The 23,336-nt window shown below is 43.1% G+C and carries 15 protein-coding genes; 8 read left to right on the forward strand and 7 right to left on the reverse strand.

What is annotated here, in order from left to right; genetic code table 11:
• Positions 1–15: 15 nt before the first annotated feature.
• The gene (locus tag Q0Y65_RS02200) at positions 16–1,290 is read right to left on the reverse strand and encodes a leucine-rich repeat domain-containing protein (RefSeq protein ID WP_297956318.1); all 1,275 of its coding nucleotides are present in this window, start codon (positions 1,288–1,290) and stop codon (positions 16–18) included.
• Positions 1,291–1,426: 136 nt separating this feature from the next.
• On the opposite strand from Q0Y65_RS02200, the gene Q0Y65_RS02205 reads away from it, so the two are divergent.
• From Q0Y65_RS02205 to Q0Y65_RS02225, 5 genes are all read left to right on the forward strand, one after another.
• Positions 1,427–2,470, forward strand: coding sequence for a YafY family protein (locus Q0Y65_RS02205; protein WP_297956321.1), 1,044 nt, complete (start codon positions 1,427–1,429; stop codon positions 2,468–2,470).
• Positions 2,471–2,570: 100 nt separating this feature from the next.
• On the forward strand, positions 2,571–3,566 hold the full coding sequence (locus Q0Y65_RS02210) for a hypothetical protein (RefSeq protein WP_297956323.1): 996 nt from the start codon (positions 2,571–2,573) through the stop codon (positions 3,564–3,566).
• Positions 3,567–3,744: 178 nt separating this feature from the next.
• On the forward strand, positions 3,745–4,239 hold the full coding sequence (locus tag Q0Y65_RS02215; RefSeq protein WP_297956326.1) for a 3'-5' exonuclease: 495 nt from the start codon (positions 3,745–3,747) through the stop codon (positions 4,237–4,239).
• A gap of 90 nt (positions 4,240–4,329) precedes the next feature.
• Positions 4,330–7,014: a sce7726 family protein gene (locus tag Q0Y65_RS02220; RefSeq protein ID WP_297956328.1), complete on the forward strand. Its 2,685-nt coding sequence runs from the start codon at positions 4,330–4,332 to the stop codon at positions 7,012–7,014.
• 83 nt (positions 7,015–7,097) lie between these two features.
• Complete coding sequence (locus Q0Y65_RS02225; RefSeq protein WP_297956330.1) at positions 7,098–8,165, forward strand: site-specific integrase; 1,068 nt, start codon at positions 7,098–7,100, stop codon at positions 8,163–8,165.
• Between the two features lie 400 nt (positions 8,166–8,565).
• Here Q0Y65_RS02225 and Q0Y65_RS02230 read toward each other — a convergent pair whose 3' ends face one another.
• From Q0Y65_RS02230 to Q0Y65_RS02250, 5 genes are all read right to left on the reverse strand, one after another.
• Complete coding sequence (locus Q0Y65_RS02230; protein WP_297956333.1) at positions 8,566–10,623, reverse strand: leucine-rich repeat protein; 2,058 nt, start codon at positions 10,621–10,623, stop codon at positions 8,566–8,568.
• 168 nt (positions 10,624–10,791) lie between these two features.
• Positions 10,792–11,286 (reverse strand): hypothetical protein, encoded by a 495-nt coding sequence (locus tag Q0Y65_RS02235; RefSeq protein ID WP_297956336.1) that lies wholly within the window; start codon positions 11,284–11,286, stop codon positions 10,792–10,794.
• On the reverse strand, positions 11,283–11,948 hold the full coding sequence (locus Q0Y65_RS02240) for a hypothetical protein (protein WP_297956339.1): 666 nt from the start codon (positions 11,946–11,948) through the stop codon (positions 11,283–11,285). Before Q0Y65_RS02240 ends, Q0Y65_RS02235 begins: the two co-directional genes overlap by 4 nt.
• A 495-nt stretch (positions 11,949–12,443) precedes the next feature.
• Positions 12,444–14,069 carry an alpha/beta hydrolase-fold protein gene (locus Q0Y65_RS02245; RefSeq protein ID WP_297956342.1) on the reverse strand — a complete coding sequence of 542 codons (1,626 nt, stop codon included), beginning with the start codon at positions 14,067–14,069 and terminating at the stop codon, positions 12,444–12,446.
• An 869-nt stretch (positions 14,070–14,938) separates the two neighbouring features.
• Positions 14,939–15,994, reverse strand: coding sequence for a radical SAM protein (locus Q0Y65_RS02250; RefSeq protein ID WP_363293496.1), 1,056 nt, complete (start codon positions 15,992–15,994; stop codon positions 14,939–14,941).
• Between the two features lie 276 nt (positions 15,995–16,270).
• On the opposite strand from Q0Y65_RS02250, the gene Q0Y65_RS02255 reads away from it, so the two are divergent.
• The 3 genes from Q0Y65_RS02255 (at position 16,271) to Q0Y65_RS02265 (ending at position 20,899) form a co-directional block, all read left to right on the forward strand.
• Positions 16,271–16,744 carry a hypothetical protein gene (locus Q0Y65_RS02255; protein WP_297956344.1) on the forward strand — a complete coding sequence of 158 codons (474 nt, stop codon included), beginning with the start codon at positions 16,271–16,273 and terminating at the stop codon, positions 16,742–16,744.
• Positions 16,745–16,823: 79 nt separating this feature from the next.
• Positions 16,824–18,944 (forward strand): radical SAM/SPASM domain-containing protein, encoded by a 2,121-nt coding sequence (locus Q0Y65_RS02260; protein ID WP_297956347.1) that lies wholly within the window; start codon positions 16,824–16,826, stop codon positions 18,942–18,944.
• Positions 18,945–19,222: 278 nt separating this feature from the next.
• Positions 19,223–20,899: a dockerin type I repeat-containing protein gene (locus Q0Y65_RS02265; protein ID WP_297956351.1), complete on the forward strand. Its 1,677-nt coding sequence runs from the start codon at positions 19,223–19,225 to the stop codon at positions 20,897–20,899.
• A gap of 41 nt (positions 20,900–20,940) precedes the next feature.
• On the opposite strand, the gene Q0Y65_RS02270 is transcribed toward Q0Y65_RS02265, so the two are convergent.
• Positions 20,941–23,292: an AMP-binding protein gene (locus tag Q0Y65_RS02270; RefSeq protein WP_297956353.1), complete on the reverse strand. Its 2,352-nt coding sequence runs from the start codon at positions 23,290–23,292 to the stop codon at positions 20,941–20,943.
• Between the last annotated feature and the right edge of the window lie 44 nt (positions 23,293–23,336).

The following is a 23,336-nucleotide window of genomic DNA, read 5'->3' on the forward strand; positions in this document are numbered from 1 at the left end:
CCATGGCTTTAAATTTTAAATTAGACATTTGCATCCCTTGAAAGCATGGTGTCCAATGCTTGTAACACTATTCGGTATCTTGACCGAGGTCAGTTTAGCACATTCATAGAAAGCCCCAACTTCGATGCTTGTTACGCTGTCAGGTATATAGACAGAGGTTAGGTTCAAACAACAACAGAAAGCCTCTCTCCCGATTCTTGTTACACCATCCGGTATCGATACTGCTTTCAGTTTATCGCACCACCAGAAAGCATAATCGCCAATACTTTTCACACTATCTGGTATCGTGATATCGGTCATGTGCCTGCATGCTCTGAAAGCTCCGCCAACAATACTTGTCACACCATCAGGTATGATGACCGAACCTGAACAAGCTTTACCGTCGAGCAGTATATCATTGATAATGACAAGAGGCGTTTCTTCACGTTTTTCTTCCAACCACGGCGTTTCTGAAAATGCTCTACTCCCAATACTTGTTACACTATCCGGCACCGTGATATTCGCCAGATTACTGCATTCATAGAAAGCGGAATCCTCTATGCTTATCACGCTATCAGGTATCACGACAGCAGTTAGTTCCTTACATCTGGCAAAGGCCCAGCTTCCTATGCTTGTAACGCTATCCGGTATCCTGACAGTACCGGAGCAAGTTTGACCGTCGATCAATATGCCATTGACGATGACAAAGGGATTCACCTTGCGTTTTTCTTCCAACCACGGAGTTCCGGAAAATGCCATCCCGCCAATATCTTGCACGCTGCTTGGTATCGTAAGAGCGGCAAGGCTCTTGCAGCTACAGAAAGACCATCCCCCTAAGCTTTTAATGCTATCAGGTAACATAACAGCAGTCAGGCTGCTGCATCCATCAAAAGCCCTTATACCGATGCTTTCCACACTGTCTGGTATCGTCACGGAGGTCAGGCTGCTGCATTCGCAGAACGCTCTAATTCCGATGCTTCTAATGCCATCAGGTAACATAACAGCAGTCAGGTTGCTGCATCCATCAAAAGCCCTTATACCGATGCTTTCAACGCTGCCTGGTATTGTCACAGAAGTCAGGTTACTGCATCCAAAGAACGCTCTATTTCCTATACTTGTAACTGTATCCGGTATTGTTACTGATTTCAGTCTTGTATTGTCCGAAAATGCAGATTCTTCGATCCTCGTTACGCCATGTGGTATTATACATTTACCTTCTATATCGGGTTCAGCGTAAACTAAAACGCCGTCATCAATTTCAAGTTTTCCATTTGTAGAGCGATAATCATTATTGTCAACAGTCATTTTCATGAACGAACCTCCAAAATTGATTTGAAACTATTGATTTTTCGTCCTTCTATGATATAATATAACAAAGACTATGTACGAAAAAGCGAACACGACTATCCGTATACTATAAATAGAATAAGCAGAGCGAGGTGTGAATATGTACACGATACAGCCCAAGAAGCTGATGATAATCAATATTCTCGATATATTGAAGAAATACACCGATGAAAACCACAGACTCTCTCAGAAGGATATCGTTGATATTCTCAAAAAAGAGTATAGTATGCCTGCGGACAGAAAAGCGGTAAAGAGCAACCTGATGAACCTTGTGGACTTCGGATATCCTATCAATTACAGCGAGTCGCTTCGTAAGGACAAAAATGGAGAGGACAAGACTGTTCTGACCGACTGGTACCTCAGCCACGACTTCAGCGACGCAGAACTGCGCCTGCTTATTGATGGACTCCTGTTCTCACGTCATATTCCATATAGTCAGCGCAAAGAGCTTATCTCTAAGCTGGAGGGGCTGTCGTCGGTATATTTTCATAGCAAGGTACGTCATATCTGTACTATGCCCGATGACAGCAGCTCGAACAAGCAGCTCTTCTACACTATCGATGTTCTCGATGAGGCTATCGAAAAGAAGCGTCAGGTGGAGTTTGAGTATTGCAGTTACGGTACCGATAAGCAGCTCCACCCTCGAAGAAACGATAACGGAGAGATACGCAGATATATCGTAAATCCATATCAGCTTGCGGTTATGAGCGGTAGGTATTATCTTATCTGCAACTATGATAAGTACGACAGGCTCTCCAATTATCGCGTGGACAGGATCAGCGATATCCGAATGCTCGATACTCCGATAAAGCCTGCGGATAAGGTAGCTGGATACAAGTACGGACTCGACCTCGCCGAACACATGGCAGAGCACATTTATATGTTCACAAGCGAGAAGATAAATGTGAAGTTTCGCGCCAATAGCTACATTATCAACGACATCATCGACTACTTCGGAACTGACATTGATATTTCCGACGTTACAGACAAGGATTTCATTGTTCGCGCGCATATCAGCGAAGAGGATATGCTCAAGTGGGCGGTGCAGTATGCAGGTCATGCCGTTGTTCTTGAACCTGCTCCCCTCAGGGAGCGAGTTATTAATGAACTGAAAAAGGCTGTCAACGACTATGAGGAGGAATGAGTTATGTTGTTTGATAGGATAATAGTATTCAAGAAATATTAAGGTGTCGCCAAAGAAAATAGTAATGAAAGCATTTTATTTAAGAAAGGAAGTATCTATTATGAGTAATTGTTGGATTGTATATTTGATTCCATTTGCACCCGAAGATAGGAATAAACCGATAGTTGCAGAATTTCAGAAAGGTTGCATTAAGGATGGAGTATTCGGCATGGGGTGGTCAATTGGCGATACAAATGATTTTGATGATATTGATAAGCTAACATATGATGATTATAACATCAAATGGAAGGAATATCTTAACGATAATAATGCTGAAGTTAGTAAAACTGCTTTTAATAATTATAATAAAATTGAAAAAGGGGATATTGTGATTATCAGGAACAAAGATTCACACTATTATATTGGAAAAGTTTCTCAAACAGCTAAATATCATTCGTATATAGAGATGAAGAAAACAGATTACTATAATGATTATTTTAATAATGATTATTTTAATATTGAAGAAAATAACGTGGAAAAAAGCCCTCTGTCATTCTATTGTAGAGTTGAAAAATGGATAGATATTGAAGAAGAATATGGTGCTGTTCCTTCGATAATTGTAGGTCGTTTTTCTCAAAGGATGCATCAAACAATTACTCGTGTTGCAGATGAAATGCTTAAAAACATAATGGAGAATTTAATCTCTTCGGATAAAGTTAAAATCGCAATAAATATTGATAATTTTACCGATGTTCTTAATGCGGATGAATTGGAAGATCTTGTAGGCTTCTATATGGAAGCAAATAATACAAATTATCACTTTCTGCCTTCTTCATGCAAGAATTCAACACAGAAATATGAGTTTATTATGATTAATGATGATTGCAATCAAATAACCTGTCAAGCTAAAAACAAGAAAATTATAAATCTTGATGATTACATGGATGACAAGAATATTTATAAGAAAATCTACATATTTAGTGCAGAAGGTGTATCAGGAAAAGCATCTGAAAATATCGAAGTAATATCAAGAGAGGCTTTATATAAGTTTTTAAAAGACAAGCCTTCCTGCAGTTTTTTTAGAAAGCACCTCGAAAAATGGTACACCTTTGAGTGATGTCAAAAATCTCTCCATATTATGATCACCAAAGCGATGTGAGAAAAACATCAGTTTATATTATTTCTTGTAACGTCTATTGAGATGAGAAATGAAGATGCGGTCTTATCATATGCTCTTATATTGCAATATTTACGTTAAAAAACAGGCTCTGTTTTTTTATAAATGAGGTGATAGTATGAAAGATGAATTCGTTGTTATCGACATTACAACAAACGGACTGGACGAAGATTCTGAAATAGTCAGCTTTGCCGCACTCAGATTTGAAAACGGAGTTTCTACCGACCGCTTCTTTGAGTATGTTAACAGCGGAGCTGTTCTCTCAGATAATGTTTCCGAGATACTGGGAATCACCAATGATACGCCGCAAAGATACGGAACGACTATGGAAGATGCTTATTGGCAGTTCATAGAGTTCTGCTACGGCAATGATCTGGTCACTATGCATCATGACTATGATAGCAAGTTCATGGATCGTATATGCAGGGAATATGATCTCCCATTTCTTGAAAATCATATCACTGACCTTGATACTCTATTCCATCTGAAGTATCATCGAGGCTACAGCACACGCTTTGCTGAAAAACAGCTAGGTATCTCTACCGTTGAAACAGACAAATGGAGGCACCTCGATATTGCTGGAAAAGTATATTTAGCACTACAAGGAGAATGATTGAAAACCTGCTCCTACAAAGAAATATCATTCAAACGATGTACGAAATACCGTACATCGTTTCTTTTATACTATAATAGGGGCGATAGTATGAATGATAAGGATATACGCAAAATACTGATAAATTACCTTCTTGCAGAGCGTCAGGATATTCGCATATATCAGGAAAAGTCAATAGGCAGCTCTATCTGCGATGTGATGGCAGTCAGTTCTCACCTGACTGGTTACGAAATAAAGAGCGACAGCGATGATTACAGCAGGCTTGACAGGCAAGTCTCTGCCTACGATAGTTTCTTTGACAAGAATTATCTTGTAATTAGTCAGAAGCACAGAAAATCAGCTGAAAGCAAGGTTCCTCGTCACTGGGGAATCATAAGCATAGAGCAGGACAATGTTGAAATTCTTCGCAGAGCAGCTAATAATCCTAACGTTTCAAGGCGCTCACAGCTGACAGTCCTATGGAAACTTGAGCTAAAGAATATACTTGTCCAAAACTCGATGCCTATGTATGCTCAGAAGGATAAACAATACATCTCATATCAGATATCAAAACAAGTTGATACTGCTATTCTTGGTAAACAAATTGCCTATGAGCTATATAATCGGGATTATTCATACTATGCTGCAAAAGACTTTACTATCAGGAACGATAGCGATACAAGTCAAACACCATTGTTCGAGCTCATTGAAAGGGTAGCCGAAGACGATACGAACAACTTTACTCTTGAGGAATGGATATCTTTATATAGTAAGGCAAAGGAGATTCAACAGGAAAAGCAGAAACAGTTTGCAACAACTGTTACATCAAGAGCTGAACACAAGATAAAGTATTCCGATATTGAAGTCTCTCTCGGCGCTCCGTGGATATCAGAAGGAATAATAAATGATTTTATATACCATCTTCTTGGCATCAGTTCTGATCTGGTAAAATATGAATATAACACCGGAACATGGACAGTACATGATAAAAAAGCATATTATAATAATATCAACACAGCGTGCACCGTAAAATATGGCTTGAAAAGGTATAACGCTTTACATATCATAGAAGCAACTTTGAATCTTCGCGAGATTAAACTATACGATTCCAATAACAAATATGATGAAACAGATACAATTGCCGCTCTGGGTAAGCAGCGTCTAATAATCGAAGAATTCCGCAAATGGATCTGGCTTGACGAAGACAGAATATGGGAAGTTGAAGAAGCATACAACAAGATATTTTCAGATCTTGAAAAGCCATCATATAGCGGAAGAGAGATAGTCTTTCCTGAAATGGCTGAAAACTTTGAACTATATGATTATCAGAAGGACGCAGTTGAAAGAATAATCCACGAGAAGAACACTCTTCTTGCATTTGACGTTGGCTCGGGAAAGACGTATATAATGATAGCGGCAGCAATGAAAATGCGGCAAATGGGGATGTCTCGCAAAAATATGTTTGTCGTTCCAAATAATATTGCGGGTCAGTGGGAGAAGATATTCACCGACTTATATCCCAAGGCGAAACTCCTCACTATTGATCCTAAAAGCTTCAAGCCTGAACTAAGGGAAAAAGTCCTTGTTCAGATGCGTGACGGAGACTATGACGGAATCATTATTGCTTACAGCTGCTTTGAAATGATACCTCTGTCCAGCACTTACGTTGTATGCAATATGGAGCAGCAGCTTGAAAAGCTGAATGGAGCGGTAAGCTCATTGCGATACGGCGATGCACGAATTACGATTATTAATCGTGAAAAGGAATATATATGCAAGCTTACAGATGAATTACTGAAATCTATGGAAAAAATGCCGCTTCATATTACTTTTGACCAGCTTGAAATAAATACTATCTTCCTTGATGAAGCTCATAATTTCAAGAATATACCGATTCGTACAAGGCTTAAAAATCTTCGTGGTATCAATGTCAACGGCTCAAATAAGTGCCACGAAATGCTGAAAAAAATACATTGTGTTCAGGAACAGAACGGCGGTCGCGGAGCTGTCCTTGCAACCGGCACGCCGCTCTGTAATTCAATATCTGACGTTTATGCTATGCAGATGTTTCTTCAGTACGAGCAGCTTGAAAGCAGACAGCTGCATATATTTGATAATTGGGTAAGGACTTTTGCTCAGCCCGAGCAGATATGCGAAATAGATGTTGATACCTCCAAGTTCCGTATGGTAAGAAGGTTTTCAAGATTTTTCAACCTGCCGGAACTATCGCTTTTATTCTCGCAGGTATCTGTTTTTCATGCAACTGATAAAAGTGGGTTGCCGGAATTTAGAGCTTATGATGATATAACCATCAAACGGCATAAGCTTATAACCTCTTATATGAATAAGCTTTGCACCAGAACTGACAGAATTCGCTCTAAGCGCGTAAGCCCCAGAGAAGATAATATGTTGAAGGTCAGCACTGACGGTCGAAAAGCTGCTCTTGATCTGTCTCTTGTCGGTGAGCAGCAAGAGTATGATAAAACATCAAAACTCACACGCTGCATAGATGAAATAATGAAGATATATAAAGAAAATGATGCCTGCTCCCAGCTTGTATTCTGCGATTATTCTACGCCTAAAGGCGAGCAATTCAGCGTATACGCCAAGCTTAAAGAGTTACGCTACTGGCAGAACCTGCGTGATGTCAGTGATGCGGAGCTCGCTTCCTACCTTCAGGTTGGAGAGAGAACGTTGCGCGAATACGATAAAAGTGCACAGCACGTTACGCTTGAGAAGGTCGACAATCTTCTCAGTGTTACCGGAATGGAACTTAACGATTTAATGACCCTCTAAAACCCTCTTTACAAATCTTTGAAAGGCTGTTATAATAGTGATATTGGAACAGCCTTTCATATTTTTATGAAAGGAAGTTGAAAATGAAGGCAACACAATTACCTTCAGGATCATATAGGGTTCAGGTAGTAGTCGGCAAGGATGAAACAGGTAAGCGTATTGTTAAGTCTTTTACAGGCGATACAGCTGATGAAGCTATTTTTGAGGCACTGAAATTCAAGAATAGTATCGGTGCAGCAGCTAATGCTAAAACCATGACAGTAGGGCAGGCATTTACTCAGTACATAACGGCTCGAGATAATGTGTTATCTCCGGCTACCATTCGCGGTTATAATATAATCAAGAATACTCGTCTTCAGAGCATTATGATGACTGAGATACATGCGCTTACTATCAATGATATTCAGTTCGCTGTTAATCAGGACGCTGCAAGACTTAGCCATAAGTCAATAAAGGAATCCGTAGCGTTGCTTAAGAGTGTACTCGGAGTACAGGGCGTTGAGCTTAATACAAAGCGCATTGCTCTACCTCCGAAGAAGAAAAAGAATATCGTTATACCTGAGGCCAGTGATGTCATCAAGCTTATTATAGGTACTGATATCGAGCTCCCATGCTTGCTGGCTATGTGGCTCTCTCTGAGAGTAAGCGAGGTCAGAGGTCTACAGTTCAGGGACATCTCTCCCGACGGAAAGACAATTTCCATCGAAAGAGCGAGGATCTATTTTGACGGTAGTGATATCCTCAGGGACTGCAACAAGACCTACGAGAGCACTCGCACAAACTTGCTTCCGCCCTACATATATGACCTGATAAAAAAAGTTCCTCACAAGGAACCAACCGACTTTATAGTGACTATGAGCTATCAGACTATTAACGGTCACTTCAGGAAGCTCATGGAGAAGGCTGGTTATAACATAACCTTCCACAAGCTTCGTCACGAATTTGCTACTACTCTTAATGATCTTGGTATTCCCAGTAACTATATCCAGAAGCTGGGAGGCTGGTCTACTGACAACATTATGAAGTCGGTATACACACATACGACGTTCTCCAAGGAGAACGAATGCCAGAATAAGATCAATGATTTCTTCATGTCAGCCATCGAATCGGCGGCTAATAGCGAGGACGAGAAAGCAGCTGAAACTGCATGAAAAAAGTCACACGCCGTCACACGGCATTTCAAATGTGGCTAAATACAGCCTTTTGCGGGCAAATTATAGAAGTTCGAATCCCTCTCTGTCCGCTCAAATAATGAGTTAGAAAAATGGCTGTATCGCGTAAAATAGCGGGATTCAGCCATTTTTCTTTTATGTATTGAATAGAAGAAGATTTCAATGAACAGAAGAAAAATCCACGTAAAGCAGGCATTTTTCAGACCTATTCCGCACGGAATTCACAAGAATAAACCACCGGGTGTATACTAATAAGTGTCTATAATACGTTATTTATCATCAAGAAATCCCTTGACCAGCCTATGATCATAGGATCACCTCCTTCAAAATGATATAAGAAAACCGCCCGTGAAGGGCGGTCATCATATTAGGAAATTTCTTAATTCTTTTTTATGAATTCTTCCATTGACATCGGAGTTTCTTTTGTAGTCGATACATATGCGTAGTATGAAAGAATATTGGAAGCGTCAACAGCGTTTATATCACCGTCATGGTTTACATCTGCTGCTGTCTTCTGATCTTCGTCATATCCGCCGTCCTGATTTGTTGAAGTCATTGCATAATATGAAAGTACTGATGAGGCATCTACTGCATTTATTTCTCCGTCTTTGTTTACATCTCCGAGGGTGTAGGTCACTGGTTTTACCGGTGCTGTGGTGGTCGAGGTCGAAGTAGTGGTCGTGGTTGATGTAGTAGTTGTTGAAGTCACTGAACCTGATACTGATGTTGTTGATGTAACAGCAGGAACATCTATTATCAGTTCTCCGTCATTATTTACTGAAATGGTGCCGTTTGATTTTATATAATGCAGATATCGTTTCAATGTTGAAGCGCTTATGTACTCGCCGAGACCATTCGTAAGCAGACCCGATGCTTCGGCATAAACACTTACATCAGCACCTGTTATGGCGCCGGTAATATTTACCGGCTTCCCTTTTGGTACGTAAATACCGCCTTTATCGCCCTTAATGCAGATATTGCCGCTTAGATTTACCGTACCATTTTTCAAGCACTTTAAACCATAGTCTTTTTCACTTATTATCTTACCGCCTGATATATTCACTATGCAGTCCGAAGGAGAACCGCTGACAGCTGCTCCAATGTCTGAGTGCATCTCTCCGTCTGTTATATTGAGAGTACCGGCAAATGTATCAGCAAGCCATACTGAATATACGTTGGTTTTTCCGTTTTCAGCAGAGGAAGCCTTCAATACTCCGCCCATGATGTTTATTATGCCGTCTTTGGTCCTTACAGAAAGAGCATGACTGTAGTATCCGATGATCTCGCCGCCGTAATAATCAAAACTACCATCATTGATCCTTACTGTTGCGCAGACCGTCTTCTTATCATAGCCATAAAAGTTGCCGCCATAGATGGTCAGTTTATTATATGATGTTATAAGGTTGCTGTCTGCTGTGCAAATGATCTTACCTTTTTTCTGCTGATCACTGTCCCTGATTATAACATTGCTTGTGCTGTTGCATATTATCTCAGGGATCTTTACTGTATGGCCGTTCAGGTCAAGATCAAGTTTTCCGCTTATGGTTATATAGCTTTTAACGTCTACATCGCATTCAAGCTTATAAACACCTGCAACAGGCAGACTGTCAGTTCTTTTCCAAGCTCTTTCTTCACTTTCAATGAAATCCAGCCCATTCTTCTTTGCGAAAGTCTCCGCAGCTGAATCCTTAAAACCGTAAATAGTGTCTATTTTGCTGTCCCTGAGAGCATTTCCGTTTATCATGGTAACTCCCGAAGGGATAAACAGCGAAGTAAACGTTGTACCCGAAAATGCATCATTCTGTATCGCAGTTACTGAATCAGGAATATCAACTTCCTTAAGTTTTACACAATCTTTGAAAGCATTGCTGTATATCACTGTTAAAGACTGTGGAAGATCCACAGATTCAAGTTTCTTACACCCCATAAACAAACTGTTTGTATCCAGTGTTACTACTGATTCCGGAATAACTACTGACTTGACAGCTGTACCGCTGAAAGCATACTGTCCGATACTTGTTACCGAATCAGGAATGATGATGCTTGTAAGTGAAGTACAGTTTTCAAATACATACTCGCCTATACCGGTAAGTGATTCAGGCAATTCTATTGACTGAATGTCATGGCACGATGAAAAAGCATAATTACCTATATGAGTTATTCCTTCCTCAATTATGACTTTTTTAATCGGAGCAATATTGGCAAAAGGGTTCTTTCCATCCGCATAATCGGATATAGCACCATTTCCGCTGATAGTCAGATTTCCTGCATCGTCAAGGGAATACGTCGCACTATCGCCGCAAGTTCCTGTGTTCACTGATGTATCTTCAGCTTCAGCCGCCAAAGTTTCAGTTCTTTCATAAGAATTAAAGTTAGAAACAGAGCAAGTAATAACAAGCGCACTAAGCATGGTTGAGAGTATTCTTTTTGAAATCATAATAAGGTTCCTCCTGTAAGAAAAGCTTTGTTTGTCATTATTTGTGCCAATAGTCACTTATGACTGTTGCTTTCGGTACAGCCAGTGTTGTGACTCCTTAATTGTAGCATAATTAACTATATTAGTCAAGACAAAAGCTAAGCCGCCCCTGAGGGCGGCTCTTTCATGTCACTGTGCGTTCTTGTAGGCCAGTGTTGCCTTGTAGTATTCGTAAAGTGCTCCCATTGCACAGGTCTCCGTTCTGTCTAAGGGATCAACGAGACAATCATAAACATAGGAGAGCACGGATGCGGTATAGGTGGAGGTGCCGTGATCTGTCGTTACAGTTATGGTATGGGGTTTATCGAGGAGATGTGCGGAGATGCCGCTTGCCGTCACCTGATATCTGTTGTTGCCGATACTCTTTGGAGTTACCTTCTTGCCGTCCAGCTTCACCTCAAATTTTCCGTTGTAACCATCTTTCTTCGTGAACTTGAAGTTGATAGCGGTGTTAGAATCGAGGACGAGGGAATAGTTCACCTTTTCGATGTCGGGGTTAGTCTCCCATACCTTCTGAACTTTCATATCTTCGAGTTCGCTGATGTATGCGGTCTTATTGATCAAATATCTTGCTACCATCTTGAAGCTCTTCTCCATGGCCTTGTGGTCAACGTCGAGAGTCAATTGTTGGCGCTGTGGCTGCTGAGATACTGCTGCATATAGTAGCCGTAATCGTTGATGCCCATGATGAGGTTCCAGAGCGGTTCTTCATCGCTCTCGTCGAACTTTTTAAGATAGGTCTCGCAGTTGGATGTGGTGGTTATGGTCTGCTCGCTGCCGTTATTGTCGTAGTAGTGGAGGGTGGCCTTTACATCATCGGCCATGGATATGGAATTGAGGGCACAGTTGAAGCCATAATCGCCGGCTTTGTTGGTCTTCTTTGAATTGAACTTTGCCTTCTGCTTCTTGCCGTTGACCTCAAACTCAACGTATGACTTGTTGAGTTTATCTGCGGGAACGCCGGAAAGATCAGCATAGAAGTTAAGGCTGATAGCGCCGCCGAGCGTCATGGAGTTGGTGGTGAATTCAGGGAGCTTTACCAACTCTTTATAGTAGATCGTCACCGCACTGGCAGAGAAGTACGTATCACCGGTGCAGCCTGTCAGCGTCACAGAACTGTCATTTATGTCTGTGAATGTAAAAACATTACCATTTATTTCAGACAGTGTTCCCTTTGATATAGTAGGTACACTATTATAATTGTAGCGTATAACATCGATATGGTCTATTATTTTATCATCTAAGGCAGAGATGGTAGCAGTCATTTTATCATTATAATTATTCAAGAAAAAACAACCGTCCCTCGTATAATCAACTTCTAAGACAAAATACTCTCCAAATTGTTGCCAATCCGGGTAGTATTCCTCTGATACCATACCATCTTCATCATAGGAAAACGTACTATGCGGCATTGTGATCGTTTCTGAACCTTTGTTATAATAACTTGCAGCCTGTGCGCTCATGATCAGATCTGATTCACCGGGTTTCACAGGAACCGCACCGCCTACCAGCGCAAAAGCAAGTAACACTGCCGCTGTCTTCTTTAAAATACCTTTCATTGAAAAACCTCCCTTTTTCTGCATGACAAAATGCGCATCTCACAGGACAGACCTATCCCGCGAAATGCGCTGCTTTAACGTATGAAATTTCAGAGAGGGCGCAGAAAATCTTTTTCTATATATATATTAACTAAATATACTGCTGCTGCTATTTTTCTGTCCTCCCGCAATATAAGCTAAAAACTTTATACCACAGCTGACAGGAATTGTCAAGTTATGCCCTTATCCCGCCTTGAATATGAACCTGATGAAGTTATACATCATCGGTATGACGGTGCTGCTGTCGTGGCCGCCGCCCGGTACTGAGAGATAGATATTATCCGTGCCGTGCTGGGTGAAGAGGTCGCTGTACTGCTTCGGGAAATCGTTTACCATGCCGTCGTTCGTTCCGCCTGCTATGAGAAGCAGATAGGGTGAATAGGGCGGATCTATACGCATATCGTCCTTGCTCATAACGCCCGGATGATCCATGAACTGATCCTTGGTGGGGAAAATGCCCGGTGCAGGTGCGCCGCCGCCGATATAGCCCACCTTGTCACAGCACTTAATGCCGATATAGAGGGATTCCCTGCCGCCCATGGAGAAGCCTGCAACGGCGGTGTTCTCGCGGCCGGTCTTTACTGGGAAGTGGGATTCGATATAGGGCATTAGGCTGTCCGGCAGATCCTCAACGAAGTTGTCATAGCCGGGAACGTCAGCCTGACCGTTGCCTGTCTGCTTGGGGTGGTTCGGATCGGTGTACTGATCCGTGAAGACGATTATCATGGGTACGGCCTCCCCGCTGTTGATAAGGTTAGTGGCTATCTCAAGCACGCCCATGCCGTTCATCATGGTTCTCTCGTCGCCGCCGTAGCCGTGGTTCACGTAGAATACGGGGTATTTCTTGTTCTCGTCATATCCCGGCGGCAGCCATACGTTAGCCCCCTTGTCCCGGCCTGCCTTAGTCGAATAGTAGGTTATATGCACTACATTTCCTCCCTGATCTTTCAGCACCTCAGCGGGCACATTGGCCGTTATCCGGTCGCGTATGCTGTCCATATAGCCCTCAGCGCTCACAGGTGGAGAGGTGGGCTTCTCAACCTGCTTGAACTCCTGCACCTGACCGAGGACGAAGCCGCTTATCTGCACAAGGTCGGCGACCGTCATCTCGTCGTCCCCGTTCACGTCTCCCGCCCTGAGGGCGTTTCCGGTAAGACCGCCAATAACGCCCTTTCTTGCCAGCACAACATCGAAGGCTGTTACCTCCTCGTCAAAGTCGATATCCCCGGGGATTATCTTCACGGGGCTGAGGCCGTCGATCTGCGTTCCGGCCTCGGCTATTATGACCTCGTCGATGCTGAAAGCGGAGGTGCCGGATTCCGTCTCCACATAGAGGACATAGTCCGAGCCCTCCGGCAGCCGGAAGGAGGAGTTGGCAAGCTGTATGTAGTCCTCCGTTGAATCGCCCTCCGCGATGTGGCCGTATTTCGTATTTCCGGAGGTGTCCTTGTATTCAAGTGAGAGCATCATCTTACCCGTACCGGAGACCGCAGCGCTGAAGCTGTATTCACCGCCTGATGTGAAAACAGCAGAGTCCAGCTTCTTCTGTGCGCCGTGCCACGAACTTCCTCTGTCCGTGACTCTCAGCGCACTGCTGCCCGCATAGGCCGTGCCGCCCGATGATACTGAGGCGCCGCCTCTCCCCTCCCAATCGTCAGTGCCGCTCTCAAAGGTGTCGTGGCAGTAGTACCCCGCCGCCGCCGTTTCCTGTCCTGACGTGCCGCCCGGCAGGGTAAGGGATGCGGAAAAGGCCGAAGCTCCTGCGAGAAGGCCAGCAAGCACAGTCCTGACTGTTCTTATCCTGCTCATATCTGTTCCTCCTTTGATAATTATAATACAGTATCCCATTTTATATATTATATAACATCTGAGCGGCCATGTAAACCCACTTTCTTACGGTTACGGTGTATAATAAAAAGATTTCCCCGAAGATAATGAGGGCTCTGCCTCTTTGGCAGGGGTGTGGGGACAACGCCCCGCAATATCTGCCCGACACTATTAAAAACAGACAGAATGGTGTATAATAGTCATGTACAGCCTCAGATGTATGTGAGTATACTACGATTATCATTCCGACTGTTTTTTTATTGGGTTGATGTTATGTGAAAACAATAAGAACATGAGAAATATATAATGTAATAAGATAGAGGAGATTTGCTTAGTGCGTTATTCATAATAATAGGTATGCACCAGAACAGTTGCTTTGTATTTTTGCAGTCGTGTATGAAGCAGAAACAGGTGTTATGCACACGAAATGCACACGACGAAAGGCAGTATAACAAAAAAGGCCAGCTCCATTACGGAGCTGGTTTTTTAGAGCTGTTTGTCTTGATGAAACGGAAGTATTATGGTATGATAATATTATTAAGATAGAATACTGATATTTTCTGAAATGGAGATAAATGATATGGACACACTTGAATTTATAAACGCTCATAAAACAGAAGATACCGTCATCACATCAGTGTCAATATTTCAGTTTTCGTCATAGATAGTTACCTTTGAATCAGTGTAGCTGTCCTTTGAATTAACGCCGTTGGAAGAAATCACACTATCTTTTTACTCCTATGCAAAGTTTTAATTAACAGGAGACAAATGAATGGATTATAAATTCATAAGAATTACAGAATTTGGGATTGACTCAAAAACTCTTTTGTTATGATGAAAAGAAACTAATGTTAATCGTCACAGCGATAATATACAAATGCTTTTTCATCAAAATCGTATGCGGAATAGAATGTCCTGCCATCTTTTGTATAGCTGTACACATAATGCTCGCCGGCACCGCCTATAGCTATTGTCGCCTGATCATTTAAATTCCCTTTAGCGGGCGGACTACAGCAGTACCTGAAGTTTTTTCTTATAAAATCAAAAAATTCCTTCGTACCGATCCAGTGATCGTTTTTACCGTACTGTTTTATATCTTCTTCATCCAGTGAAAGTATCTTTGGATGGCTCGGAACATATATATCGCTGCATACGGATGCAAGAATAATCCTTAATCGCGGCAGCTGAGAAATATAATCCAGTTTTGTACGGTAATTCGGTACGGAAGTGATTACGTCAGGCTTTATATATTCTGTAACGGTATGTATGTCATTCTCGAAGATATGCCATTCCTTTTCCGTATCGCCGTTGAAAAGCGCCACAAGGTCTATATTGACATATATGCCGTATTTATGAAATTCATCTACTATATGCTTCAGCTTGTCCGGTGAAACATACAGCCGTCTCTGTCCCTTGCATGCGTCGGCGTCAAGACTCTGCACGCCGAGACTTGCTATTTTCAGATGAAGATTTTCAGCGTAGAATTCTATGCGCCGGTCATCAAGATCATAAGGATGCATTTCTGATTTTACCGACTCTATCGAATCATAGCCAGGTATCCTGCTGATAATTTCCGACAATTCCTGTTCCGTCCAGAGACTTGGCGTACCTCCGCCGAAATAGACTGATTTTAACGGCTTCATCTGCATTATTTCTTTAAACAAATCCAGTTGCTCGAATACGGCGTTTGCATATTCTTCTCTGTGTTCAAGAAGTTCCTTGTAAGGAAGAGAGTGATATATGCAGTAAAGGCAGTTTGATCTGCAGAACGGCAAATCAATGTATAAGCACAGATTATCGTTTTCTGCCAGCGATTCTTTGAAGCATCCGATCATTTCTTCAGGTTCGATAATAGTTACGTTCGGCATGGTATCACATTCTTTCATATAAAATAGCGGAAATATCATTATTGTTTGAGAAGGCTGTAACGGATATGCTTTCGGCCTTGCCTATGCTTTATTCATATAACTACATTATACAATAAGCTTGAATAAAATTCAAGGGTAATTTCATTTTTTATGGTTTTATATTTTCATCGGCATCAAAATATTTTTTGATTTTCTGCCGCATTTTTTACACAAATGCTTGACAAAGAATATAAATTTTGTTATATTTGTTTTATAAGCTTTGCTTATTCGTATCAATACACATTTTAAATCAATTATCATTCAGGAGGTATCACAATGGACGAAAAAGATAAGAAGATCACCGCAGAAACTGCCCAGAAAACTTCGGAAGAACTTAAAAAAGCAATTTCATCCGCAAAGGCATCGGGAAAACGTACGGTAGGCACAGCTAAAAGGAATCCGTCGATAAGGGTGAGTGGCCCCGGCAGAAAAGGCTCGTTAGGTAGTAGATTATCAGTAGTTGCTGATTCTCATTCGGATCATCCACATCATGATGTTTATACCGACCGGCATCAGGACGCTCCGCATATGGATGTTCCTCTTCCCGATAAGACAAGCGGAGGATATGAGCTGTCTGATGAGATCGTAAAAAAACTAAAGGGCAAATCTGTTATAGGTATCAAGAAAAAGCTGACCAAAGCTCAGGTAGTAAAGCTTGCTGCTTTAGAGGTCACTGTTAAGGAGAATTACCTCATAGTTCCGGTGGAGAACGCTTTATATGTAAAAGACCTTTTAGGTATCAAGGAATAGTAGTTATTAACGGATAATCGTACGCTCTTGTATGCAAGTGCGTACGATTATTTGAATTTTCAAGTATCGGAGTAATGAAATGCTTACAGAATCAATCAAAAGAGAATTCGTTCCCGTAGGAGATGACCTTATAGTTCTTGATCCGGAAACGGGTGCGTGGCTTTGTGTCAATAAAGAATGCCGCAGCATAATAGAATATATTTCACAGGCTTCCGACATCAGCGATGTTTACGATAAGTTTCCCGGAATTGCTCCTTATGAGATAGCCGGGCTGCTGCATATGCTGAAAGCAAGCGAGGAGCGTTCTGCCGAGACAAAGGAGGCAGCCGAATTTGAAAAATGCAGGAAATTTGCGCCTACTCTCTGTATACTGAAGCTGACCGAAGCATGCAATCTCAGGTGTTCTTACTGCTATATCGACGCAGGCGGCAGGCATAACAGAATGATGAGCAGGGAAACAGGACTTCTGACCGTAAAAAAATTCCTTGATATGCATTCCGAGGACGGGCTTAACTCAAGCATAGCCTTCCACGGCGGGGAGCCGCTGCTGAATTTTGAACTTATGCGCGAGATCACCGGATACCTTGAACCTTTCCGCGATAAGGCGTCTTTGACAGTCCAGACCAACGCCACGCTGATAACCGACGAGATAGCAAAATTCCTTAAGGATAACAATATATCAACGGGTATAAGCTTCGACGGTCCGAAGAATATGCATGATATCACCCGCAGGTTCCCTAACGGAGAAAGCTCATTTGATCTTGTGATAAAGGGCATAGAAACACTTAGAAAATATGATATACATTTTGACGTCATCTGTGTGCTGAACAGGTTCAATGCGGCTCATATAGGAGAATTATTTGACTTCTTTGTCAGCAATCATATCGAGACCTTCTGCTTGTCTCCTGTACAGCCTAACGGAAGGGGTAAGAATGAGGACGGGATATGGCTAACGGGAGACGTTCTCTTTGATGCCTACAAGATCCTTCTTGACAGGATAATTGAGCATAATTCCTCACATTCCGGTGATGAGCGCATTTATGACAGAACGCTGACGTATCTCATTCACATAATCTATTCAAATGAAAGAGATTATATGTGTATGAGAGGTCCGTGCGGTTCAGCCATCAATATACTAAGCTTCACCGTTGACGGAGATATTTACGGCTGCGATAATTTCATAGGCCATGAGGAGTTCCGGATAGGCTCAGTATATAACGGAGACATAATGGAACAGGTATTGAACAGTCCTGCAAGAGCCGGCTCGATGAGCCGTTCAATGAATGAGCTCAAGCGGTGCAGGAACTGTATCTGGCGCGGCCTGTGCGGCGGAGTATGCTATTCGGCAGACTACTGCTCCGGGGCAAATGGAGAAGAAGAAACCGAAATGTGCGTATTCTATAAAAAAATGATACCATACCTTATAAAAAAGATCAGCGATGATCCCGAGATACCGTATCTTCTTGACAAACATCTGAAAAAGATAAGATACCGCAAGTATTATGTGGATATCGATAAAGACCCTGACGATATGATCGACACTGAAACTCTTGAAGCGATAATGAAGATACATGAAGCAGATAAGAATACCATGGTCTGCCTTTGCGTGAGAGATCTTGATAATTGTAAAGAGCTGACGGAGATGTTAGGGAAAATAAAGGAAAACGGTGCTGTTCCCGCAATTATGACCGTAAGCCCGCCGGAAGAGAACGCGGACCTGTACAGGAAGATTCTTGAACTTGGTACCATGCGCATTTATTTTGCGGTAGATGAAGATATAAGCGTCCTTGAAACTGCCGGGCAGTTTGCCGATGTCAGGAAAACCTTCAGCGAATCAAATACAGCATTCGGAATAAGAATATCAGTCTCTTCCTTATATGATGATGAAAATCTAATTAAAAGGATAAGGGATATAATGGGAGAGAATGACGTTATAGAGCTTCTGAACGACGTGGGTGAAGATTATAGAATATTCAACTGCATTCTTGACAGGATACGTGCAGAGGGTATGGAAAGCCGTGTGATCCTTCCAAAGATCGACAAGGAAAAGCTGAGCATTGATAACTGTGTCTTCCTTATCTATCAGAACGATGATGAATTCTATCATATTCATGTAGATGCGGATTGTTTTACAGGAAAACTGCTTTCCGGAGCTTCCGATTATTGTTTCGGCAAGCATCAGCCGATTTCTGCAATATAAATCAAAATCACCACTTCAGTGATGTTTTTGATCATGAACCTATATATAAAAGACCTGCCCGATACCGTTAGCAGGTCTTTTTGCATCACGGTCCGTGCTTTAACGATAACCGTGTACAACGATTCATGATCGAATCTGATAATTTAACATCTTTTTGATATAATAATGTATTTAAGAGACATTTTTTACAAAATTTCTTGACAAATTCTGTTCAATGTGTTAGACTGTAATGTAAGGAGCTTGGGGGCTCCTAATATATGACAGGAGGAAAAAACACTATGAACACAAAGAACCGGATCAAAGCATTTCTCACAGCAGCAGTAATGGCTGCGGCACCATTGGCTATGAATATCCCATCTGCTTCGGCTGAAGATTACATAGTCGAGAACGGACAGGTGCTCACACTATTCGGTGACGTAAACTTCGACGGAAGTGTAGGTATTTCCGATGCTGTACAGCTCAAGCGCTATCTGCTCGGACAGATAGATGAGCTCGGCAACGTTAAGAACGCCGATCTTCTTGCTGACGGAGTTATCGACGCCTTCGACATGGTATACCTCAGAAAACAGCTGGTAGGGGCTAAAAAACCGGCAGGAACAAAGCTCGGCGTCAAGGTTGTTGATATGATGACAGGCGAGACCCTTGAGAACGCAGAAATCAGCCTCAACGAGATGAACGGCAATATCCTGTATCCTATCGGAGACAAGATCTCCACATACGGCGAGGATATCAATTATTACGGACTTCCCGATGATAAGGATTATCAGTATTTCATCACTGTAGAGGGACTCCCGGAGGGCTACAGCGAAAGCTACAAAAAGTGGGATCATGTAGTTACATTAACTGTTCCCGCTGGCACAGAAGAAAAAGATATTGTCATCAGAGTTTGCGCTGACAACGCTGTCAACAATGTAAAGATCACTCAGATGGACTGGTGCCAGGGTAAAGAGTATGTAGGCTACGGCAATTTCAATGTTACTGACACCGAAGGAAATTATTACTATCAGAGAAATTACTGGGGCGAAATGGCTTTGCCCGACGGCGATTATCACGCTGATTTCAATCTCTTCGGCGAGTCTGTTGCATTCATCGATCAGAGCGGCGATTTCGCCGAAATGATAAAGGGATACTATCCCGACGCCGATATCAAGGACTGCTCGCAGGGCATTGATTTCTCTGTTGTAAACGGCAAGCCCGACAGAGACCTGTTCATCGATCTCGGTCCTGTAGATGGTATGTCCAACTCTATCAATGTGAATTGCTTTGACAGTTCTACAGGTCTGCCTCTGGAAGGCGTTGAGCTTTCCCTTGTTGAAGCTTCCGACAGCTACGCAAAAACTGTAAGCTGGACTTCCGACGGCACTACAAAGGTATTTGATGATCTCTACCGCACAGGTCAATATGCATATGACATCCATGTGGACAAGGTCCCTGAAGGCTATACTGCCGTAAGGACCGAAGACTGGGCATACTTCCCGTATGTACGCAATTTTTCAACTGATATAAATTTCTATTTCAGCCCTGTTGAGGGAGAGAAGGACCTTTCCTTCAGCGTTATGACATGGCCTGATAAGCAGCCCTACACAGGCGACACTACATTCAGCATCTTAAATGCCGACAAAATGGACAATATGGTGCTTTCAGGCATAAAGTCCGGGGAGAAGTTCGCTCTCAAGGACGGAGATTACTTAATCACAGCCAATAAGTATGACGACGCTGATCCCTACTGCGGAATCTCAGTCTGGTCTGAGCTCGGAGAAGAACTGGCGGCTGAGGAGCCCGGTTTATTCGATAAGGTATTCAGATCTGATATGGCTATGTTCACTGTAAAGAACGGCAAGATCGAAAAAGACATCGTTCTTTATGTAGGCGAAAAGGACAAGGCTATGGCTCAGTACGAAAAGGATCTCATTTCCGGTGAAGAAGAGATCCCCGAGGAAAAAGAAGAATCATAAATAATTATCCGCACAGCATAAACTGCTGTGCGGATATTTTTTTATTTCTGATACTTTGCCCTGTCCATCTCACGGATAGCTGCACGGCGGATCTTTCCGCTTCCTACGGTCTTAGGCAGCTCGGAAACGAACTCCACCACTCTCGGATACTTGTAAGGCGCGGTACGCTCCTTGACATAGTCCTTTATCTCCTTTACGAGCTCATCAGAGCCGCTCTTATCCTTTGTAAGAACGATAGTAGCCTTTACTACCTGTCCTCTTATCTCATCGGGAACGCCTGTTACAGCACATTCAAGTACATAGGGAAGCTCCATGAGAACACTTTCGATCTCAAAAGGTCCGATACGGTAGCCTGATGACTTGATAACGTCATCGACACGGCCGACATACCAGAAATAGCCGTCCTCGTCCACCCATGCGGTATCGCCTGTGTGATAGAAGCCGTCCCGCCATGTCTCGGATGTATTCTCTTCATCGCCGAAATAACACAGAGCCAGTCCGGGAACGCCGTAGCCGTTAGCTTTGCTGTCTCTGAGCTTTATACATATCTCTCCGGTTTCGCCCACGCTTGCGGGAGTACCGTCGGGAAGAAGCACCTGAACGTCATACTGCGGATTGGGCTTGCCCATACTGCCCGGCTTGGGCTCCATACCCACAACATTTGCAATAGAGAGTGTGGTCTCGGTCTGACCGAAGCCCTCCATGAGCTTGATACCTGTAGCGCGGTAGAACTGGTGGAAAACCTCGGGATTGAGAGCTTCACCTGCGATACAAGCGTATTTAAGCGATGAAAGGTCGTACTTTGAAAGATCTTCCTTGATGAAGAAGCGGTACATGGTGGGAGGAGCACAGAATGAAGTGATATTGTACTTTCTGAACATGGGGAGGATATCATCTGCGTGGAAACGGTCGAAGTCATATACGAACACAGCCGCCTCGCACATCCACTGGCCGTAGAGCTTGCCCCAGAGCGCCTTGCCCCAGCCTGTATCGGAAATAGTGAAGTGCAGACCGTTGGGATCGGCGTTCTGCCAGTAACGTGCGGTTACATAATGTCCCAGGGGGTACTGATAGCTGTGGAGAACCAGCTTGGGATTGCCCGATGTGCCCGAGCTGAAGAAGATCAGCATTGGATCGGTGCCGCAGGGAGTCTCGGCAGTACGCTCAAAATGAGTACTGTATGCAGTGAGCTCCTCATTGAAATCATGCCAGCCCTCACGCTGACCGTTCACCATTATCTTTGTTCTGAGCGAAGGTGAAACTGCGGCAGCCTTATCCACCTCATCTGCGACGTCGCCGTCAGCAGTACAAACGATAGCGGATACATTGGCGGAGTTGAAGCGGTACTCCAGATCATGCTCCTTCAGCATATTGGACGCAGGTATTGCCAGAGCACCGATACGGTGAAGTGCGATTATAGAGAACCAGAACTGATAGTGGCGCTTGAGTATCAGCATGACGCGATCGCCCTTCCTGATGCCAAGAGACTTGAAATAGTTGGCCGTCTGGCAGGAATACTTCTTGATATCCCTGAATGTGAAGCGGCGCTCGTTCTTGTTTACGTCAACGTAGATCATTGCCGTCTTATCGGGACATTTCTCTGCCATTGCGTCAACGATATCATATGCGAAATTGAACCTGTCCTGATTTACAAAATCCACCTTGCTGAGGATACCCTCCTCATTGGTCTCGCAACGAACGAATTTCTCCGAGACAGGATGAAGCAGACCTGCCTTGTCGACATTTGTCAGGTAATGCTCTGCGATATGCTCGCGGAATTCGGTCATTCCGGTAGTTCCGCGGGGAGCCATAACAAAGGCATATATCTCGCAGTCCTCGCCGCCGAGAGCAACCTCGTCATGAGGCATTGAGCTGTCATAGTAGATACAGTCGCCCTCATGGAGTATCTCTGTATGAGAGCCGACGGTCATACGCACTGTTCCCTTGATAACGATATCCATTTCCTGGCCTGCATGGCTTGCCATATGCAGAGGCTGCGAAAGCGCTTCCTCGGAATAAGGGATAACAACATGGAAGGGCTCCACGATCTTATTCTTGAATTTGGAAGCAAGTCGGTTATATGCAAACCCCTTTCTGCGGGCAATAGGAACTCCCTCGCCCTTGCGGGTGATAGTATATCCGCTGAGCTCCGGGCTGCTGCCCTCCATAAGGTCGGTGATATCAACATTAAAGGTGTTTGCGCACTTGTAGATAAATGTAAAGCTGAAATCCTTTTCGCCGGATTCATATTTTTTGTAGTCCTCAACCGAATATCCGGTATTTGCAGCCATTTCCTCAACAGAAATACCGAGATCCTCGCGAAGATGCGAGATACGCTCTGCGACCTCTCTGATCTTTACTTCTGCATTCTGTAAATTTGTCATTTCGCTCATAGTAATCTCTCCTTAAAAATGTTTATTACCGGAATATGAAACGG

Source organism: uncultured Ruminococcus sp., from assembly GCF_947301925.1.
Lineage (GTDB): Bacteria > Bacillota > Clostridia > Oscillospirales > Ruminococcaceae > Ruminococcus.